This is a genomic window from [Actinomadura] parvosata subsp. kistnae, from assembly GCF_900323885.1.
Lineage (GTDB): Bacteria > Actinomycetota > Actinomycetes > Streptosporangiales > Streptosporangiaceae > Nonomuraea > Nonomuraea composti.
Genome location: NZ_OOHJ01000018.1, coordinates 738,100 through 756,292 on the forward strand (window position 1 = coordinate 738,100; position 18,193 = coordinate 756,292).

The 18,193-nt window shown below is 74.5% G+C and carries 5 protein-coding genes; all 5 read right to left on the reverse strand.

Features of this window, described 5'->3' with window-relative positions; all coding sequences use genetic code 11:
• Window positions 1-6 precede the first annotated feature (6 nt).
• From KIS93_RS23535 to KIS93_RS63575, 5 genes are read right to left on the reverse strand one after another with little or no spacing between them, the layout of a single operon-like run.
• Window positions 7-3,600, reverse strand: a complete 3,594-nt coding sequence (locus KIS93_RS23535; RefSeq protein ID WP_222107604.1) for a condensation domain-containing protein — start codon at window positions 3,598-3,600, stop codon at window positions 7-9.
• Window positions 3,567-5,303 (reverse strand): condensation domain-containing protein, encoded by a 1,737-nt coding sequence (locus KIS93_RS63565; protein ID WP_222107605.1) that lies wholly within the window; start codon window positions 5,301-5,303, stop codon window positions 3,567-3,569. The genes KIS93_RS23535 and KIS93_RS63565 overlap by 34 nt, the downstream gene beginning before the upstream one ends.
• A complete protein-coding gene (locus KIS93_RS23540) occupies window positions 5,300-14,701 on the reverse strand; it encodes an amino acid adenylation domain-containing protein (RefSeq protein ID WP_335673902.1) in 9,402 nt (3,133 codons plus the stop codon). The genes KIS93_RS63565 and KIS93_RS23540 overlap by 4 nt, the downstream gene beginning before the upstream one ends.
• Window positions 14,653-16,143, reverse strand: coding sequence for a condensation domain-containing protein (locus KIS93_RS63570; protein ID WP_222107607.1), 1,491 nt, complete (start codon window positions 16,141-16,143; stop codon window positions 14,653-14,655). The genes KIS93_RS23540 and KIS93_RS63570 overlap by 49 nt, the downstream gene beginning before the upstream one ends.
• A 41-nt stretch (window positions 16,144-16,184) precedes the next feature.
• Window positions 16,185-18,176, reverse strand: a complete 1,992-nt coding sequence (locus KIS93_RS63575; protein WP_246005415.1) for a condensation domain-containing protein — start codon at window positions 18,174-18,176, stop codon at window positions 16,185-16,187.
• Window positions 18,177-18,193 lie beyond the last annotated feature (17 nt).

The window sequence follows — 18,193 nt, forward strand, 5'->3', positions numbered from 1 at the left end:
CTCTCCTCATCTCTCGATCTTCTGTGCGACGACGCGGCCGATCTCGGCGAGCGACGCCGGCTCCAGCATGGTGTAGTGGTCGGCGGCGACGCGGTGCGTCTCGACCACGCCCCCCACCAGGGGTTTCCAGGCCTCCTCGGCCGATCCGGCGGGCCGGCCGGCGGTGGCCGCGAACAGCAGCAGGTCCCCGCGCGACGCGCGCGGCCGGTACCTTTGCGAGATCTCTCCCATGTTGCCCATCACCCGGCGCAGCCGGGCCCGCACCTCGGCGCCGAGGGCCGCGCCCAGGTGCTCCGCGAGGGCGTGCGCGTCATCGCCGGCCGGACGGTCGCCCGCCGGGAAGTCCAGACCGCCCAGCGGCGACCGGCCCACGGCCACGGGATAGGCGTCGAGCAGCGCGAGCAGGCTCACCTCCGCCCCCTCTTCCTCCAGGCGGGCCGCCATCGCCTGGGCGACCTTGCCGCCGAAGGACCAGCCGAGCAGCTGGTAGGGCCCGGACGGCTGGACGCCGCGGATCAGCTCGACATAGTCGGCCGCCATCTCCTCGACGCTGCCCGGCAGCGGCTCCTCCCGCGCGATGCCGCGCGCCTGGATGCCGTAGACGGGCAGGTCCGCCGGCAGATGCCTGAGGAGCGGGGTGTACGCCCAGCTCAAGCCGATGCTGGGGTGCACGCAGAACAAGGGGCGCGGGCCGTTCCCCGCTCCCTCGCCCGCGCCGCCCGCGCGCAAGGGCAGGAGCATCTCCAAGTCCTGCGTCCGGGAGCTCGCGGCGGCGGTCCAGCGCCTGGCCGGCTGCGGATCGGCCGCGCCCGGCACGGCGGGCCGTTCCGATCCGGGCACGTCGACCTGGGACAAGCGGACCTCCGGTGCGGCGCCGACCTGTTCGAGCAGGGCGACGAGCCGCTGGGCGAGCGCCTCGGCGCCGGCCCGGTCGAAGCGATCCTCCGCGTAGACCAGGGAGCCCACCAGGCCGTCCGCGTCCCCCTCGTCGGTCCGGTGGTCGAGGAGCTTGAGCCAGAGATCGAGCTCCATCGCCTCCTCGGGCATCGGCACCGGCGACGTCCGCAGCCCCGGCAGCGCCCAGGATTCCTCGGGCCGGACGTCGTCCTCGTCGAGCTGCAGCGCCACCTGGAAGATCGGGTGACGGGTGATCGACGGGACCGGCACCACGAGCTCGGCGAGCCGTTCGAACGGCAGGTCCTGATGGCGGTGGGCGTCCTCGCTCACGTCCCGCGCCCGGCCGAGAATCTCGGTGAAGGCGGGATCGCCCGACAGGTCGACGGGCAGGGCGAGCCACCGCGAGAACGGCCCAACCATGGGCACCAGGCCGGTCTGTTCCTCGTCGCGCGGCAGCCGGGTGCCGATCGTGACCGACGTCCTCCCGTCCAGGCGCGACAGCAGCATCGCCAGGGCGGCGTGGACCGCGGTGAACATGGTCCCGCCGGCCGACCGCGCCGCCTCCAGCAGCCGGGCATGGGAGTCGGCGGGCAACCGCAGCGGCACCGAGCCGGCCCGGCGTGAGGGCAGCACGGGCCGCGCCCGTCCGGCCGGCGGCGCGCTCGTGTCCGCGTGCTCGTCGTCACCGCCGGCGAGCCTGTCCCGCCAGAACTCGATCTGGTCCCAGATCAGGCTGTCCCGCTCGTCCGCTCCGGCGAGCAGTTCCCGCTCCCAGAGCGCGTAGTCGGCGAACTGCAGGGCCAGTGGGGCCCGTTCCGGGATCCGCCCTTCCCGGCGTGCGCCGTACGCCGCGGCCAGGTCGCGGACGAGGACGTCCACCGACTCCTCGTCGGCGGCGATCCGGTGTGCCACCACCAGCAGCACCTGCTCCCGGTCGGTGAGCGGGAACAGGTGCGCGCGCCAGGGCACCTCGCCGGTCAGGTCGAAGGGGCGGCCGGCGCGATCCGCCAGCAGCCCGGGCAGCTCGTCCTCGGTGGCGGGGCAGATCTCCAGCGGCGGGCGGCCGGTCTCGGCGTCCAGGATCTCCTGACGCACGTCCCGCCGCGAGCCGGGGAACCGGGTCCGGAGGATCTCATGCCGCCCGCCGACATCGGCCAGCGCGCCCGCGAGGGCATCGCGGTCGAGCCGGCCCCGCAACCGCAGGGCGACGCGGACGTGCAGCCCCTCGGCCTCGTCGCCGATCCGGGACAGCAGCCACATGCGGCGCTGCCGCGCCGTGACCGGCAGCGGGCCATCCGGGTCCAGGTCCGCGCGCCGGCCCGGCCCGAGCACCGGACGGGACTTGGCGGCCATCGCCCGCGCGAGACCGGCCGGTGTCGGCGTCGAGAACAGCTGCCGGATCGGCAGCTCGGCGCCGAGCTCCTCCCGGATCCGCGCGACCAGGCGCATGGCGAGGGTGGAGGTGCCGCCCAGCTCCAGGAAGTTGTCCGTGACGCCGACGTCCGCCACACCGAGGGTGTCGCCGAACAACGCGCACAGCCGCTCCTCGACCTCGCCGACGGGGTCCCGCCCGGCGGCCCGCTCGCCGGGGCCCGGAGCCGGCAGCGCCCGCCGGTCGACCTTGCCGTGCGCGGTGACCGGCCAGGCCGCGACGACGACGATCGCCGACGGGACCAGGTGAGCGGGAAGACGCTCCGCGAGCCTGCCCCGGATCTCCTCGACGGGCACCTCGCCTCCGGCCGGCACGACGTACCCGACCAGGCGGCGCTCACCGAGGTCGTCCCGGGCGAGCACGAGCGCCTCGGCGACCGAAGGCTCGGCGGTGAGGGCGGCCTCGACCTCCGCGGGCTCCACCCGGTAGCCACGGATCTTCAGCTGGTTGTCGGCGCGGCCGGCGAAGACCAGCTCGCCACCGGCCGCCACCCTGGCCAGGTCCCCGGTCCGGTACATCCGCTCACCCGCCGACGCGCCGGGAAGCGCGGCGGGCACCGCCACGAAGCGCTCGGCACTGGCGGCCGGGCGGCCGAGGTAGCCGCGGGCGAGCCCGGCTCCGGCCAGGTAGAGCTCACCGGTGAAGCCCGGCGGCACCGGCCGCAGGAACGCGTCCAGGACATAGGCCCGCCGGCCCTGGAGCGGGCGCCCGATCGGCAGCGTGCCGCCCACCGGTTCGCCCGGTTCGAGCACGTGCCAGGTGGCGCAGAGCGTCGTCTCCGTCGGACCGTACAGGTGACGGAGCCGGACCTCGGGGCAGGCGCGCCGCAGCTGGGCGACCGCGCCGGGCGGCACCACGTCGCCGCCGGTCAGCAGCTCACGCAGGCCCGTGAAGCACTCCGGCGCGGTCTCGGCGAGCACCCGGAAGACCCCGGCGGTGAGGTGCGCGGCGGTCACGCCCTCGGTCACCGCGGCGCGCAGCCGCGCGGCGTCCACCGGGCCCGGCTCCGCGATCACCACCTGGGCGCCGGCGACCAGCGGTACCCAGGTCTCGTACAGCGAGGCGTCGAAGGCGTGCGAGGCGTGCATGAGCACCTGGTCGCCCGGGCCCAGCGACCAGCCCGGATCCGCGGCCAGGGCGGCCACGGCGCCGTGCGGGACCGCCACGCCCTTCGGGGTGCCGGTCGATCCCGACGTGTACATGACGTAGGCCAGATCATCGGGCCCGACCCCTGCCGTCACCGGCTCGGAGGCCTCGACCGCCGCCCGCACCTGCGGGCGTCCATGGTCAGGACGTCGCTCCCGGACGGCAGGACATCGCGGGCGGCCTTAGTGCCGATCACCAGTGAGGCCCCGGAATCCCGCAGCAGCAGGGCGACGCGATCCGCGGGATAGCCCACGTCGATCGGGACGAAGGCCGCCCCGGCCCGCCACACGCCCAGGAACGTCACGAGCAGGTCCGCGCTCCGCTCCATCACCACGCCGATCCGGTCACCGCGGCCCACCCCCAGCCCGGCCAGGTAGCCGGCCAGCCGGCCGGACTCCTGCTCCAGCTCCGCGTAGGTCAGCCGGCGAGCCCCGTCGCGCACCGCGATCTCGCCGGGCTGGATTGCCGCCCGCCGTGGGATCAGCTCGGGGACCGTCCCGCCGCGCGACAGGTGACCGGCCGTCTCCAGGCGGGCCAGCGGTGCCGACGGGTCGGCGGCCATCCGTTCCAGCATGGCGACGAAGCGGTCGAGCAGCGAGATCGCCGTACCGCGGTCGATCACCTCTGTCTGGTATTCCAGCCGTACGAGCATCCGCTCCCCCGGCGCCGCCACCAGCGTCAGCGGATAGTGAGAGGTGTTCCGGCCGGTGGCGGAGGGGCGGAAGACGACATCGCCGCGCCGGTCCTCGTCCGGATCCGGGCCTTCGTGCGGGAAGTTCTCGAAGACCACGAGCGTGTCGAAGTCCGCGCCCGGGCCGACGACCCGCCGCACCTCCGCGAGCCCCAGATGCTGATGGTCCATCAGCGCCGTCTGCCGTCCCTGGAGGCTCTTGAGCAGCTCCGCGACGGGGGTGGCGCCGCGCAGCCGGACCCGCACCGGCACCGTGCCCAGCAGCATGCCGACCATCTGCTCCACCCCGGGCAACTCCGCCGGGCGCCCGGAGGTGGTCGCGCCGAACACCACGTCAGTACGGCCGGCGAGTTGCGCCAGCAACATCGCCCAGGCGCCCTGGACGACGGTGTTCACGGTCACCTCAAGGCGGCGGGCCAGCGCGGACAGCGAACGGGTGAGCTCGCCGGACACATGAGTGACGACGGTGTCGCTGTGCGGAACACGGACGCGATCCACCGGCGCCACCAGCGTGGGCTCGTCGGCACCGGCGAACTCCTCCGCCCACGCGGCCCGGGCCGCGTTCTTGTCCTGCCGGGAGAGCCAGTCGAGATAGTCCCGGTAGGAGGCGGCCGGCGGCAGCCCGGAGGCGTCACCGCCGGCCCGGTAGATCGCGGCCATCTCGCCGAAGATGATCGGCATCGACCACCCGTCGAGCAGCACGTGATGGTTGGTGATGACCAGCCGATGCCGCTCAGGGCCGAAGCGGATCAGCGCCAGCCGCAGCAGCGGGGCGACGGTCAGGTCGAGCCGCCGGTCCAGCTCCTCGCGGGCGATCCGGTCGGCGGCCCGCTCGGGGTCGTCCTCTCCCGCCACCTCGCTCTCGCGCCAGGGAATCTTGACCTCGCGCGCCACGACCTGGACGAGCTGCGCTCCGCTGACGTAGCGGAAACACGCTCGCAGGGCGGCGTGCCGGGCGACCAGGGCCTGCCACGTTTCACGCAGCCGCTCCGCGTCCAGCGGGCCGTCGATCTCCAAGGCCGTCTGCACGGTGTAGACATCGGCGCCCTCGTCCGGTGCGCCGAGGGCCGCGTGGAACAGCATGCCCTCCTGCAGCGGCGACAACGGCCAGACGTCCTCGATCCTGCCTCTGCTCATCGCTGTGCTCCCTCGTCAGGTGCGTCGTCATGGCCGGGCCCCGCGCCCGGTGCGTCGTCATGGCCGGGCCCCGCACCCAGTGCGGCCTCCAGCTCGGCCAGCTGGTCCCCGGTGAGATCCACGAGCGGGGCGCCGGACGGCACGGCCGCCGCGCCGGGACCGGGTGCGGGCGGCGGTGGGGCCGCGTCGATCAGCGCGTCGATCAGCGCGGCGAGCCGCCTCGGAGTCTTCTCCTCGAACACCTGCCGGGGGCTGAGCGTCAGCCCCGAGCGGCGGGCCCGGGCGGCCAGCCGCATCGAGATGATCGAATCGCCGCCGAGGTCGAAGAAGTTGTCGTCCGCGCCGACCCGATCGACCCCGAGCGCCTCCGCGAACAGCTCACACAGCGCCCGCTCGGTCTCGGTGGCCGGCGCGCCCGCCGCTCGCTCCGCGTCCCCGCCTCCGGCGGCGAACTCCGGCTCGGGGAGAGCCTTGCGGTCCACCTTGCCGTTGGGGGTCAGGGGCAGGGCTTCGAGCACCATGATCACGGCCGGCACCATGTGCCCGGGCAGCCGGGCGGCGAGGTGCTCGCGCACCTCATCGGCGGTGATCCCGCCGGGAGCCGGGACCACATACCCAACCAGCCGTCCCCGCCACATCACCACGGCCGCCTGGGCGGCGTGGGGGTGCGCGGTGATGGCGGCCTCGATCTCTCCCGGCTCCACCCGGAACCCGCGGACCTTGACCTGCTCGTCGGCCCGGCCCACGAAGACCAGCTCACCGCCGGGCGTCCAGTACGCCAGGTCGCCCGTACGGTATCTGCGCCGCCCGTCCGCGGCCGCCACGAACCGGGCGCTGGTCAGCCCCGGGCGGTTCAGATATCCGCGCGCCAGCCCCGCCCCGGCCACGTACAGCTCCCCGGTCACGCCGGGCGGCAGCGGCCGCAGGAACTGATCGAGCACCTCGCACCGGCCACCGGCGATGGGCGTGCCGATCGGCACCTCCGCCCCCGGCGCGAGCGGCCCGCTCATCGTCGAGCAGACGGTCGCCTCGCTCGGCCCGTAGGCGTTGACCATGCGATGCCGCGGGGAGAAGCGCTCCACCAGATCGGGCCCGCACGCCTCGCCGGCCACCACGATCGTCTCCACCGTCTCGGGCAGGTCCTCCGCCACCGTGGCCAGCACGCTCGGTGGCACGGTGACGTGCGTGATCCCCCACCGGAGCAGGGTCTCGGCGAGCCCGGTCCTGGGCGGCAGCTCGTACCCGGGCAGCGCCACGACCGTGCCGCCCGACAGCAGCGCCATCAGCAGCTCCGACATGACCGCGTCGAAGCCCAGCGCCGCCATCAGCAGCACGCGCGACGACGGAGTCACCCCGAAGCGGTCGATCTGCGCCGTCGCGAGATTCGCCAGGCCGGCGTGCGAGACCACGACGCCCTTCGGCAGCCCCGTCGAACCCGAGGTGTAGACCACGTAGGCGGCGTGCTCCGGCGTCACCTCCGGAAGCCGCGCCTCGCTGGTGAGGCCGTCCGCGACGCCCGCGTCGACGACCACCGTGTCGACGCCGGCGGGCACCCGGAACCGGGTCGCGGCGGAGCACACCACGACCGTGGGCGCCGAGTCGGACAACATCCAGCCGAGCCGTTCGGGCGGGTAGCTCGGCTCCAGCAGCACCGCCGCGCCGCCCGCCAGCGCCACGCCGAGCACCGCCGTGACCCAGGCGGCGCCGCGTTCCACCAGCACGCCGACGCGCCGCTCCGGCCCGGCGCCGCGCCGGACGAGATGCCTGGCCAGGCCGGTCGCCCGGGTCAGGAGCTCGGCGTAGGTCAGCTCTCCGTCGCCGTCGACCACCGCGACGGCCTCCGGCCGCTCCGTCGCGATCCGCCGGATCAGCTCGCCCAGCGGGGCCTCGCCCGCGGCCCGCGGGCCGCCCGAGGTCCAGGCGGGCTCCACGCCCGGCCCGTCCAGGCCGATCCGGCTCACCGTGCCGGCCGGATCGGCGGTCATCCGCTCCAGGACCCGCACCAGCGCCGCCATGACCAGCTCGGCCCGCTCCCGGCCGAACGCGTCCGGGCGGTAGATCAGGTCGCCGACCACCCGCCCGTCGTCGAAGGCGGCCACCAGCGTCAGCGGGTAGTGCCCGGCGTCCTCCGGCACGCCGGCCGGCCGCATCGTCAGAGCGTCCGGTCCGGGCGAGTCCAGCGGCGGGCGGGGATAGTTCTCGTACACCACGGTGCTGTCGAAGCTCGCGCCGGGACCCGCGGTCCGCTGGATCTCGGCGAGCCCGAGATGCTGGTGCGGCATGAGGGCGATCTGCCGCTCCCGCACCTCCGTCAGCAGCCGCGCGACCGTGGTCGTGCCACGCAGCCGGACCCGCACCGGCACCATGGTGATGAACAGGCCCACCATGCGCTCCACCGCCGGCAGCTCCGCCGGGCGGCCGGCGGTCGTCATCCCGAACACCACGTCGGTGCGCCGGGTCAGCCGGGCCAGCACCAGCGCCCACGCCGCCTGGAGGACGGTGTTCATCGTGACGCCCTGAGCCTGCGCGAGGCGGCTCATGGCGCCGGACAGCTCCCCGGTCAGCTCGTAGCGCAGCCGCTCGGGACGCGCCGCGACCGTCGCCGTCTCGCCGGCCGCGACGCGGGTCGGCTCGTCCAGGTCGCCGAGCTCGTCCCGCCACGCCGCCCTGGCCGCCTCGGCGTCCTGGCGCTCCAGCCACTCCAGGTACGTCCGGTAGGACGCCGCCGGCCCCGCCGTACCCGGGTCGTCGTAGGCCGCCTTGACCTCGCCGAAGAGCACGGGCAGCGACCATCCGTCGGCGATGATGTGGTGGCTGGTGACCACCAGGCGGTGCCGGCGTTCGGCCAGGCGGATCAGCAGCACCCGCAGCAGCGGCGCTTCGCTGAGATCGAACCGTTCCGTCAGCTCCTCGGCCGCCGCCCGCTCCGCCTCGGCGAGGCTGCCCGCGTCCACGGTGCGCCAGGGCAGCTCGACGCGGTCGGCCACCACCTGCACCGCCCTACCCGAGCCGAGCTGGTGGAAGCCCGCCCGCAGCGCGTCGTGCCGGGCCAGGACGCTCTCCCAGGCCGCCCGCAGCCGGGCGGCGTCCAGCGGGCCGGTCAGGTCCAGCACCCGCTGGCTCTCGTAGACGTCGCGGGCGCTCGCGTCGTAGGCGGCGTGGAAGAGCAGGCCCTCCTGCAGCGGCGAGAGCGGCCAGACGTCCGCGAGTGCCGGCCCGCTCACCTCGTCCACCTCGTCCACCTCGGCCTGGTCCAGCTCGACCATGGGGAAGTCGGACGGGGTGTGCCCGCCGGCGCCCGGAGCGGCCGCGTGGGCGGCGATGCCGGACAGCAGGCTCAGCCACGCCTGCCCCAACGCCAGCGCCTCGGCCTCCTCCAGAAGGTCGCCTGCCCAGGTCAGCGTCAGGTGCATGGCGGGTCCGTCCGCGCCATCCTGTACGGCCGCGCCGACCTCCAGGACATGCCGGAGGGGCATGTCCGGGTGGGCGTTGCCGCCGATCGCGTCCACCGGCTGCCACATCCCGGCCTTCGCCGCCGCGGAGCGTCCCATGTAGTTGAACGCGACCCGTGGCCTCGGCAGGGCGGCCAGCACCGGGGCGGTCTCGGGGTTCAGGTGACGGAGCAGCCCGAATCCCAGCCCGTCTCCGGGGAACGCCCGGACCTGCTCCTTGACCGTCTTCAGCAATTGCCCGGCCGCCGCGCCCCCGGCCCGTGCCTGGCCGTGATCGAGGCCGGTGGCATCCAGCCGGACCGGGTGCACGCTGGTGAACCAGCCCACGGTCCTGGTCAGGTCCGCCTCGCCGACAGGCCGGCGGCCGTGCCCCTCCACCTCCACCGTGACCGCGGCGCCCCGCACCATGGCCACCGCGCCGGCGAAAGCGGCGAGCAGCACCTCGTGGACGCCGCAGTGGAAGGCCGCCGTCGCGGTGTCGACGAGACTCACCGCCTCCGGCCCCGAGACGGTCCACGAGTGGCGCCGCGCGGTGGCGGCCGTGTCGCGGCCGGGCTCCGGCGCCCTCCGGCCCAGCGGCGAGTCCGTGTCGGCCAGGATCGACCGCCACGCCTCCAGCTCGCCGGCCCGTTCGCTCGCCTGCTCGGTCAGCAGCCGGGCCCACCGGCGGAACGACGTCGGCACGGGCGCCAGGTCCGGCGCCCGCCCGGCCTGCCGGGACTCGCACGCGGCACGCAGGTCGGGCAGCAGGATCTGCCACGAGACTCCGTCGACGGCCAGGTGGTGCACCGCGACGGCCAGCCGCGTCTCACTCCCCGCCGCACCCACGACCCAGACGAGCCGGGCCATGACCCCGGCCGCCGGGTCCAGCCGGCCGGTGGCCTCATGGGCCTGCCGGCGCGCGAGGGCGTCGAGGTCGTCGCCCGTCACGGCGGTGTCCACCTCGATCCGCTCGATCTGCGCCGACGCGGCGACCGCCCCCACGGGCGCGGCCACCAGCCGCCCGTCCGGCTCCACCCGCGACCGCAACATGTCATGCCGGTCCAGGACCGCCTGCCAGCCGTCGGTGAGCACGTCCTGCGTCAGCCCGGCCGGCACCCGCACGACCGCCCATTGGGCCAGCTCGCCGCGGAGCACCGACTCCTTGTCGAGCTCCATCAGATCCAGCATCACCGGGGTCCACGCGATCTCGCCGGCGCCGTCCTCGCCGCCGCCCGACCCCTCGTCCGCGCGCCGCGACACGGCCGCGATCCCGGCGGGCGTCGCGTGCTCGAAGACGTCCTCCACCCGCAGGAGCAGGCCGGCGCGGCGGGCGCGGGCGGTGAGCTGCATCGAGGTGATCGAGTCGCCGCCCAGCGTGAAGAAGCTGTCCTCGGCTCCCACCGCCGCGGGCAGGCCCAGGACCTCGGCGAACAGCTCGCAGAGCACCCGCTCGGTCTCGTTGCCGTACGCGCGTCCCGGCAGGTCTCCGGTGGCCTGCGCGGCGAAGCGGGGGGCGGGCAGCGCGGCGCGGTCCACCTTGCCGTTGACCGTCAGCGGCAGGGTGTCCAGGACGACCACCGCCGCCGGCACCATGTACTCCGGCAGTTCCTTCCGCGCGTGATCGAGGAGCGCTGTCGTGAGCGCGGAGTCCTCCTGGTCACGCGGCAGGACGTAGGCGATCAACCGGCCGTCGTCGGCCACCACCACCGCCGTGCGCACGGCCGGGTGGGCCGCCAGCACCGCCTCCACCTCACCGGGCTCCACCCGATGGCCACGGATCTTCACCTGCGCGTCGGCCCTGCCCGCGAAGATCAGCTCCCCGTCGCGCGTCCACTTCGCCAGGTCACCGGTGCGGTACAGCCGCTGCCCGCCGGGAGCCGCGACGAACCGCTCGGCGGTCAGACCGGGGCGGCCCAGGTAGCCGCGGGCCACGCCGGCGCCTCCGAGGTACAACTCCCCGATCATGCCCGGCGGCACCGGGTTGAGGAACGGATCCAGCACCACGGCCCGCCGGCCGGCGAGCGGCCTGCCGATCGGCAGCACGGAGCCGATCTCCGCGTCCGGCTCGATCAGCTGCCAGGTGGCACAGAGCGTGGTCTCCGTCGGCCCGTACATGTGCCGCACCCGTACGGCGGGGCAGGCCAGCCGGACCCGCTCGACCGCGTCGAGCGGCACCACGTCCCCACCGGTCAGGACCTCGCGCAGGCCGGCGAAGCAATCCGGGGCGGCGTCGGCCAGCACGCGGAACGCACCGGCGGTCAGGTGCACGGCCGTGGCCCCCTGGGCGACCGCGTCACGCACCCGCCCCGCGTCCACCACGCCCGGTCCGGCGATCAGGACGCGGGCTCCGGCCGCGAGCGGCACCCAGATCTCGTACAGGGAGATGTCGAAGGAGTGCGACGCGTGCGCCAGCACGGTGTCGCCCGGCCCCACGTGCCAGCCCGGCTCGCCCACCAGCGCGGCCACGGCGCCGTGCGGAACGCCGACGCCCTTCGGCGTTCCCGTCGACCCCGAGGTGTACATCACGTAGGCGAGGTCGTCGCCACCGCACGGCACCGACAGCGGATCGGCCTGCGCGATCGCCGCCCGTATCGCGGGGTCGTCCACGACGATCGGGTCCCGGTCCCGCACCAGGTTCCGGGTCTGCCCGGAGCAGAGCACCGCCGCCGGGCGGGAGTCCTGGATCATGAACGCGACGCGCGCGGCGGGATACTCCGGGTCGATCGGTACGAACACGGCGCCCGCCCGCCACACGCCCAGCCACGCGACGACGAGATCCGCCGAGCGCCCGAGCGCCACCGCGACCCGGTCGCCCCGGCGCACCCCCCGGCCCGCCAGATACGCCGCCAGCCGGCCGGCGGACTCGTCGAGCTCGGCGTAGGAGAGATCGCGCCCGTCCTCCGTCACCGCCACGGCGCCGGGATGCCGCTCGGCCTGCCGGTGGAGCAGCACGGGGACCGGCGGGAGCGTCGCCGTGGCGGCCGCCGTGGTGCCGGGGTCCGCTCCGCCGGCGAGCACGCCGGCGCGCCCCACCGGGACGGCCGGATCCGCCAGCACCCGCTCCAGCACCCCGATCAGCTGACGGATGATCCCGGCGGCCTCGTCGCGGGTGAACAGGTCGGGCCGGTAGGTCGTGCGCAGGCCGAGGCGGTCGCCGGGAGCGACGCCGAGGGTCAGCGGAAAGCTCGTCCCGGCCCGCGTGGCCATGCCGCTGATCGTGACGCCGCCGAAGGAGGGCGCCTCGCGCGGGTAGTTCTCCACCATCAGGACGGTGTCGAACGTCGCGCCGGGACCCGACGCCTTCTGGATCTCCGACAGGCCGGCATGCTGGTGCGCCATCAACGCCGCCTGCCGCTCCTGCAGCTCTGCCAGCAGCGTGACGAACGGCGTCGCGCCGCGGAGCCGTACCCGTACCGGAACGGTGTTGAGGAACATCCCCACCACGCGCTCGACGTCCGGCAGCTCCGCCGGGCGACCCGACACCGCGGCGCCGAACACCACGTCGCGCCGGCCCGTGAGCCGGGCCAGCACCAGGGCCCACGCGGCCTGCATGACGGTGTTGAGCGTCACCTCGTGGCGGCGGGCGAACTCCCGCAACTCCCGCGTCGTCTCCGGCGTCAGGAACTCCTCGTAGCGCTCGGACGGCCCCGCGGCCTTCGGCGCCGCGGGTGCGACCAGGGTCGGCTCGTCCAGCCCGGCGAGCTCGGCCCGCCACGCCTCCTGCGCGGCCGCCGCGTCCTGCCTGCTCAGCCAGGCGAGATAGGTGCCGAAGGAGACCGGCGGCGGCAGGGCCTGGTCGCCCGCGTACGCGGTGGCCACCTCACCCAGCACGATCGGCGTCGACCAGCCGTCCAGCAGAGCGTGATGGGAGGTCAGCACCAGCCGGTGCCGATCGGCACCCAGCCGGATCAGCAGGAGCCGCAGCAGCGGAGCGGTGGCGACGTCGAGCCGCTCGTGACGATCCGCCGCGAGCAGCCGGTCCATCTCGGCCTGCGCGTCGCCGTCGTCGAGCTCCGACAGGTCGGCGGTCCGCCATAACAGCGGGGCGTGGGCGGCGACCACCTGCACGGTCTGGCCGGACTCCACCTGGTGGAAGCTCGCCCGGAGCGCGTCATGCCTGGCCAGCACGGTCTGCCAGGCGGCACGCAGCCGGGCTTCGTCCAGCGGCCCGGCCAGGTCCACGACGCGCTGGGTCTGGTAGACGTCCGGGCCCTGCTCGTCGAGGGCGCGGTGGAACAACATGCCGCTCTGGAGGGGGGAGAGCGGCCAGACGTGCGTCGGCTCGGGCACCGAGGTCTTGAGCCGGGCGTGGTCCCGGTCGGTCAGCTCGATGGCGATCTCGCCGCCGTCGATGCCCGGGCGAGCGGCCTCTGCGGCCGGTCCGTCGGCCAGTGCGGCGAGTCGTTCGGGGGTCTTGTGCTCGAAGATCTGCCGGGGTGTCAGCGCGATGCCGGCGCGGCGGGCGCGCGCGGCCAGTTGCATCGAGGTGATCGAGTCGCCGCCCAACGCGAAGAAGCCGTCCTCCACCCCCACCCGATCCAGCCCCAGCACCTGCGCGAACAACTCGCACAACACCCGCTCTGCCGCGCTGCGCGGCTCCCGCCCGCCCTCGGTCGCGGCGAAGTCCGGATCCGGCAACGCGGCCCGGTCCACCTTGCCGTTGACCGTCAACGGCAGCTCGTCCAGCACCACCACCGCCGCCGGCACCATGAACTCCGGCAACACCCGGCCCAACCGCTCGCGCAACTCCTGCCCGTCGACCTCCCCACCGGCCACCACATAACCGACCAGCCGGCCTTCCCGCCCCAGCACCACCGCCTCGCCCACCCCGGGCTGCGCCACCAGAGCCGCCTCCACCTCCCCCGGCTCCACCCGATACCCGCGGATCTTCACCTGCGCATCGACCCGCCCGACGAACACCAGCTCACCGCCGGCCGTCCAATACGCCAGATCCCCGGTCCGATACATCCGCCCACCCCACGGACAGGCCACGAACCGCTCCGCCGTCAACCCCGGCCGATCCAGATACCCCAACGCCAGACCCGCACCCGCCACATACAACTCACCCGCCACCCCCGGCGGCACCGGATGCAAGAACGCATCCAGCACGAACACCCGCCGCCCCGCCACCGGCCCCCCGATCGGCAACACCGCACCGACCGCCGCACCCGGCTCGATCACGTGCCACGTGCCGCAGAGGGTGATCTCGGTCGGGCCGTACAGATGCCGGACCCGCAGCTGCGGGCATGCCGCGCGCACCCGCTCCACCGCTGCCAGCGGGACCACGTCACCGCCGGTGAGCGCCTCGCGGAGCCCGGCGAACGACTCAGGCGCGCTTTCGGCGACGGTCCGGAACACGCCTGCGGTCAGGTGCGCGGTCGTGACGCCCTCGGCCACGTAGGCGGCCAGCCGTTCGCCGTCCACCACTCCCGGCTCGGCGATCACCACCCGCGCCCCGCACGCCAACGGCACCCAGATCTCGTAGAGGGAGATGTCGAAGGCGTGGGAGGCGTGCATCAGCACCGCGTCCCCAGGCCCCACCTCCAACCCCGGATCCCCCACCAGCGCCGCCACCGCACCGTGCGGAACCACCACCCCCTTCGGCACCCCGGTCGACCCCGACGTGTACATCACATACGCCGCATCCAACGGCCCCGGCCGCACCAGCCCACCCACGTCACCACCGGGAAAAGCGCCCACCACCAGCGGTTCCACACCCTCCGGCAACAACCCCGCCGCGGCCTCGTCACACACCGCCAGCGACACTCCCGCATCAGCCAGCATGAACCGCACCCGATCCACCGGATACGCCCGATCCACCGGCACATACGCCGCCCCCGCCAGCCACACCCCCAAAAACGCCACCAGCAGATCCACCGACCGATCCATCACCACCGCGACCCGATCCCCGCGGCTCACCCCGCGCGCCGCCAGCACCCCGGCCAACCGGCCCGCACGCCCCACAACTCCCCATACGACAGCGAACCCCCACCCCAGCTCACCGCCACCGCACCCGGCGCCCGGCCCACCCGACCCTCGACCAGCTCCACGACCGACGCCGCGCCGGTCTCGACGGTGCCGTCTCCGGCCCAGCGGGAGAGGCGCTCGAGCTCTTCGGGGGCCGCGACGCCGCCCACCGCGCCCACGGTGATCCCGGGGTCGGCCAGCTGTTCCAGCATGTGTGCCAGGCGCCCGAGGACGGCGGTGGCGGTCTCCCGGCTGAACATCTCCGGGAGGTGGTCGAGCTTGAGCACCACCTCGCCCGTTTCCACCGGGGCCACCACCAGCGTCAGCGGGTAGTGCGCGACCTCCAGGCCCGGGTTCGCCCGTACGGTGAGGGAGCCCGCCACGAACTCGCCGGAGGTGTGCGGGTAGTTCTCGTAGACGAGCAGGGTGTCGAAGACCGCGCCCTGACCCGCCGCCTTCTGGATCTCCGTCAGGCCGAGGTACTGATGATCCATGAGGGCGACCTGCTGCTTCTGCAGGTTCTTCAGCAGCTCCAGCACCGTGAGGCCGCCTTCGAGCCGAGCCCGCACCGGGACGGTGTTGATGAACATCCCCACCATCCGCTCCACGCCCGGCAGGTCCGCGGGCCGGCCCGCGACGGTCGTGCCGAACACCACGTCCGTCCGCCCGGACAGCCGCGCCAGCACCAGCGCCCAGGCGGCCTGGAACACCGTGCTCAGCGTCAGGTCGAAGGTGCGGCAGAGCTCGGCGAGCGACTTGGCGAGGGTCGCCGGCAGCTCTGTGATCACGCTCTCCGGCACGGCGGCCACCCGGGCGGGATCGGCCGGGGCGACCAGGGTGGGCTCTTCCGCGCCGGCGAGCTCGGCCCGCCAGGCGGCCAGGCTCGCCGCCCTGTCCTGCCGGCCCAGCCAGGCCAGGTATTCCCGGAACGAATGCTCCGGCGGCAGCTCCGCGCCCGAGTAGACGGCGGTCACCTCGTTGAAGATCAGCGGCATGGACCAGCCGTCGATGATGAGGTGGTGGCTCGTGACGACCAGGACGTGCCGGTTCTCGGCCAGCTTGATCAGCAGCAGCCGCAGCAGCGGCGCCCGCGTCAGGTCGAAGCGCTGCTCCCGCTCACCCGCGGCCAGCTCCTCGGCCGCGCGGGCCACCTGATCGGCGGAGCCGCGGCCGGACAGGTCCTCCTCGCGCCACCGCGGCCGGGCGTCGCCGACGATGACCTGCACGGCTTGCCCGGACCCGCGCCACCGGAAGCCCGCCCGCAGCGACGCGTGCCGGGCCACGACGGCCTCCCAGGCCGCGCGCAACCGGGCCGCGTCCAGCGGCCCGTCCAGGTCGAGGGTCCGCTGGCTCTGGTACACATCGGGGCCGCCGTCGTCGAAGGATGCGTGGAACAGCATGCCTTCCTGCAGCGGCGACAGCGGCCATACGTCTTCCATACGGGAGCGGACCATGGATGTCTCCTGCGCTCGGTTCTGGGCTATCGGTCGTTGGCGACGTCAGCCGGGTAGTCGGCTTCGAAAGCGTCGATGTCGTCCTGGTCGAGGGTGAGCAGGTCGAAGTCGGACGCGGTGCGCCCGCCCGCCGTGGGCTCGCTCGCGTGCCTGGCGAGCCCGGTCAGCATGTCCTTCCATGCCGTGCCGAGCGCCTCGGCGTCCTGCAGCAGGCGCCCGGCCCAGGTGAGGGCCAGCGTCAGCTCGGATCGGTCGCCGCGGCCGGACACGACCGCGCCCGCGGTCAGCACGTGGGGCAACGGCATGCCGGGGTCGGCGGAGCCGCCCATGACCTCTCCCTGCCCGGCGAAATGGCCGAGGTAGTTGAAGCCGATCCGCGGCTCGTGCAGCGCCGCCAGCCGCTGCGCGGTCTCGGGGTTGAGGTGGCGCAGCAGCCCGTACCCCAGCCCGTCGCCGGGGACGGCCCGCGCCTGCTCCTTGACGCGCTTCAGCAGCCGCCCGGCCTCCGGGGCGCCCGCGGCCACCTGCTCAGGATCGAGGCCGGCGACGTCCAGCCGCACCGGGTGAACGCTGGTGAACCAGCCCACCGTCCGCGTCAGGTCCATCCCGCCGATCGCATGGCGGCCGTGACTCTCCATGTCCACCAGCGGTTGGGTCCAGCCCGGCCGCCAGGCGGCCACGGCAGCGGCGAGCGCGGCCAGCAGCACGTCGTCGACGCCGCACCCGTAGGCCGGTGCGACCTGTTCCAGGATCGCCGCGGTCGTCCGGTGCGGCAACGTCCACGAAGCGTGGCGGGCGCCGGCGAAGGTGTCGCGCGCCGGATCGAGGGCCGCCAGCGGCGGCTCGGGGACGTCGAGCAGCTCCGTCCACTCCGCCAGCTCGGCGACTCGCCGCGGGCTCGCCGCCTCCTCGGCCAGCAGGTGTGCCCACCGCCGGAACGAGGCCGGAACCGGGTCGAGCGCCGGAGGCCGCCCGGCCACGGCCGCCTCCCAGGCGGCCTGGAGATCCGGCAGCAGGATGCGCCAGGACACCCCGTCGACGACCAGATGGTGGCCGGCCACCGTCAGGTGCCCCGGTGTCTCCTCGCCGGGCGGCCAGGAGATCCCGATCATCTTGCCCGCCATCGGGTCCAGCAGTCCGCGAGCCTGCTCGCCGATCCGCACCAGACCGGCCGCGTCCACCGATCCCCGTTCGCCGACGATCAGCCGCCCGCCGGCCACCCGGGCCCGCAGCATGTCGTGCGTGTCCAGAACCGCTTGGAGGCCGCTCACCAGCGCCTCGCGCGTCAGCCCCGCGGGGGCCGACACGGTCAGCCATTGCGCGAACCCGGAACGCAGCGCGCCTTCCCCTGCCGCCAGCATCACCGGCGTCCAGGGCACCTCACCGGCGCCCTCGTCCCTCGGGTCAGGGCCGGGCGCCGCCTCCTGCGCCCGCTCCGCCAGTACGGCGAGTCGTTCCGGGGTCTTGTGCTCGAAGATCTGCCGGGGTGTCAGCGCGATACCCGCCCGGCGAGCCCGCGCGGCCAGTTGCATCGAGGTGATCGAATCGCCGCCCAACGCGAAGAAGCCGTCCTCCACCCCCACCCGATCCAGCCCCAGCACCTGCGCGAACAACTCGCACAACACGCGCTCGGCCGCGCTGCGCGGCTCCCGCCCGCCTCCCGCCGGGGCGAAATCCGGATCCGGCAACGCGGCCCGGTCCACCTTGCCGTTGACCGTCAACGGCAGCTCATCCAGCACCACCACCGCCGCCGGCACCATGAACTCCGGCAACACCCGGCCCAGCCGCGCGCGCAACTCCTGCCCGTCGACCTCCCCACCGGCCACCACGTAACCGACCAGCCGGCCTTCCCGCCCCAGCACCACCGCCTCGCCCACCCCGGGCTGCGCCACCAGAGCCGCCTCCACCTCCCCCGGCTCCACCCGATACCCGCGGATCTTCACCTGCGCATCGACCCGCCCGACGAACACCAGCTCACCGCCGGCCGTCCAATACGCCAGATCCCCGGTCCGATACATCCGCCCACCCCACGGGC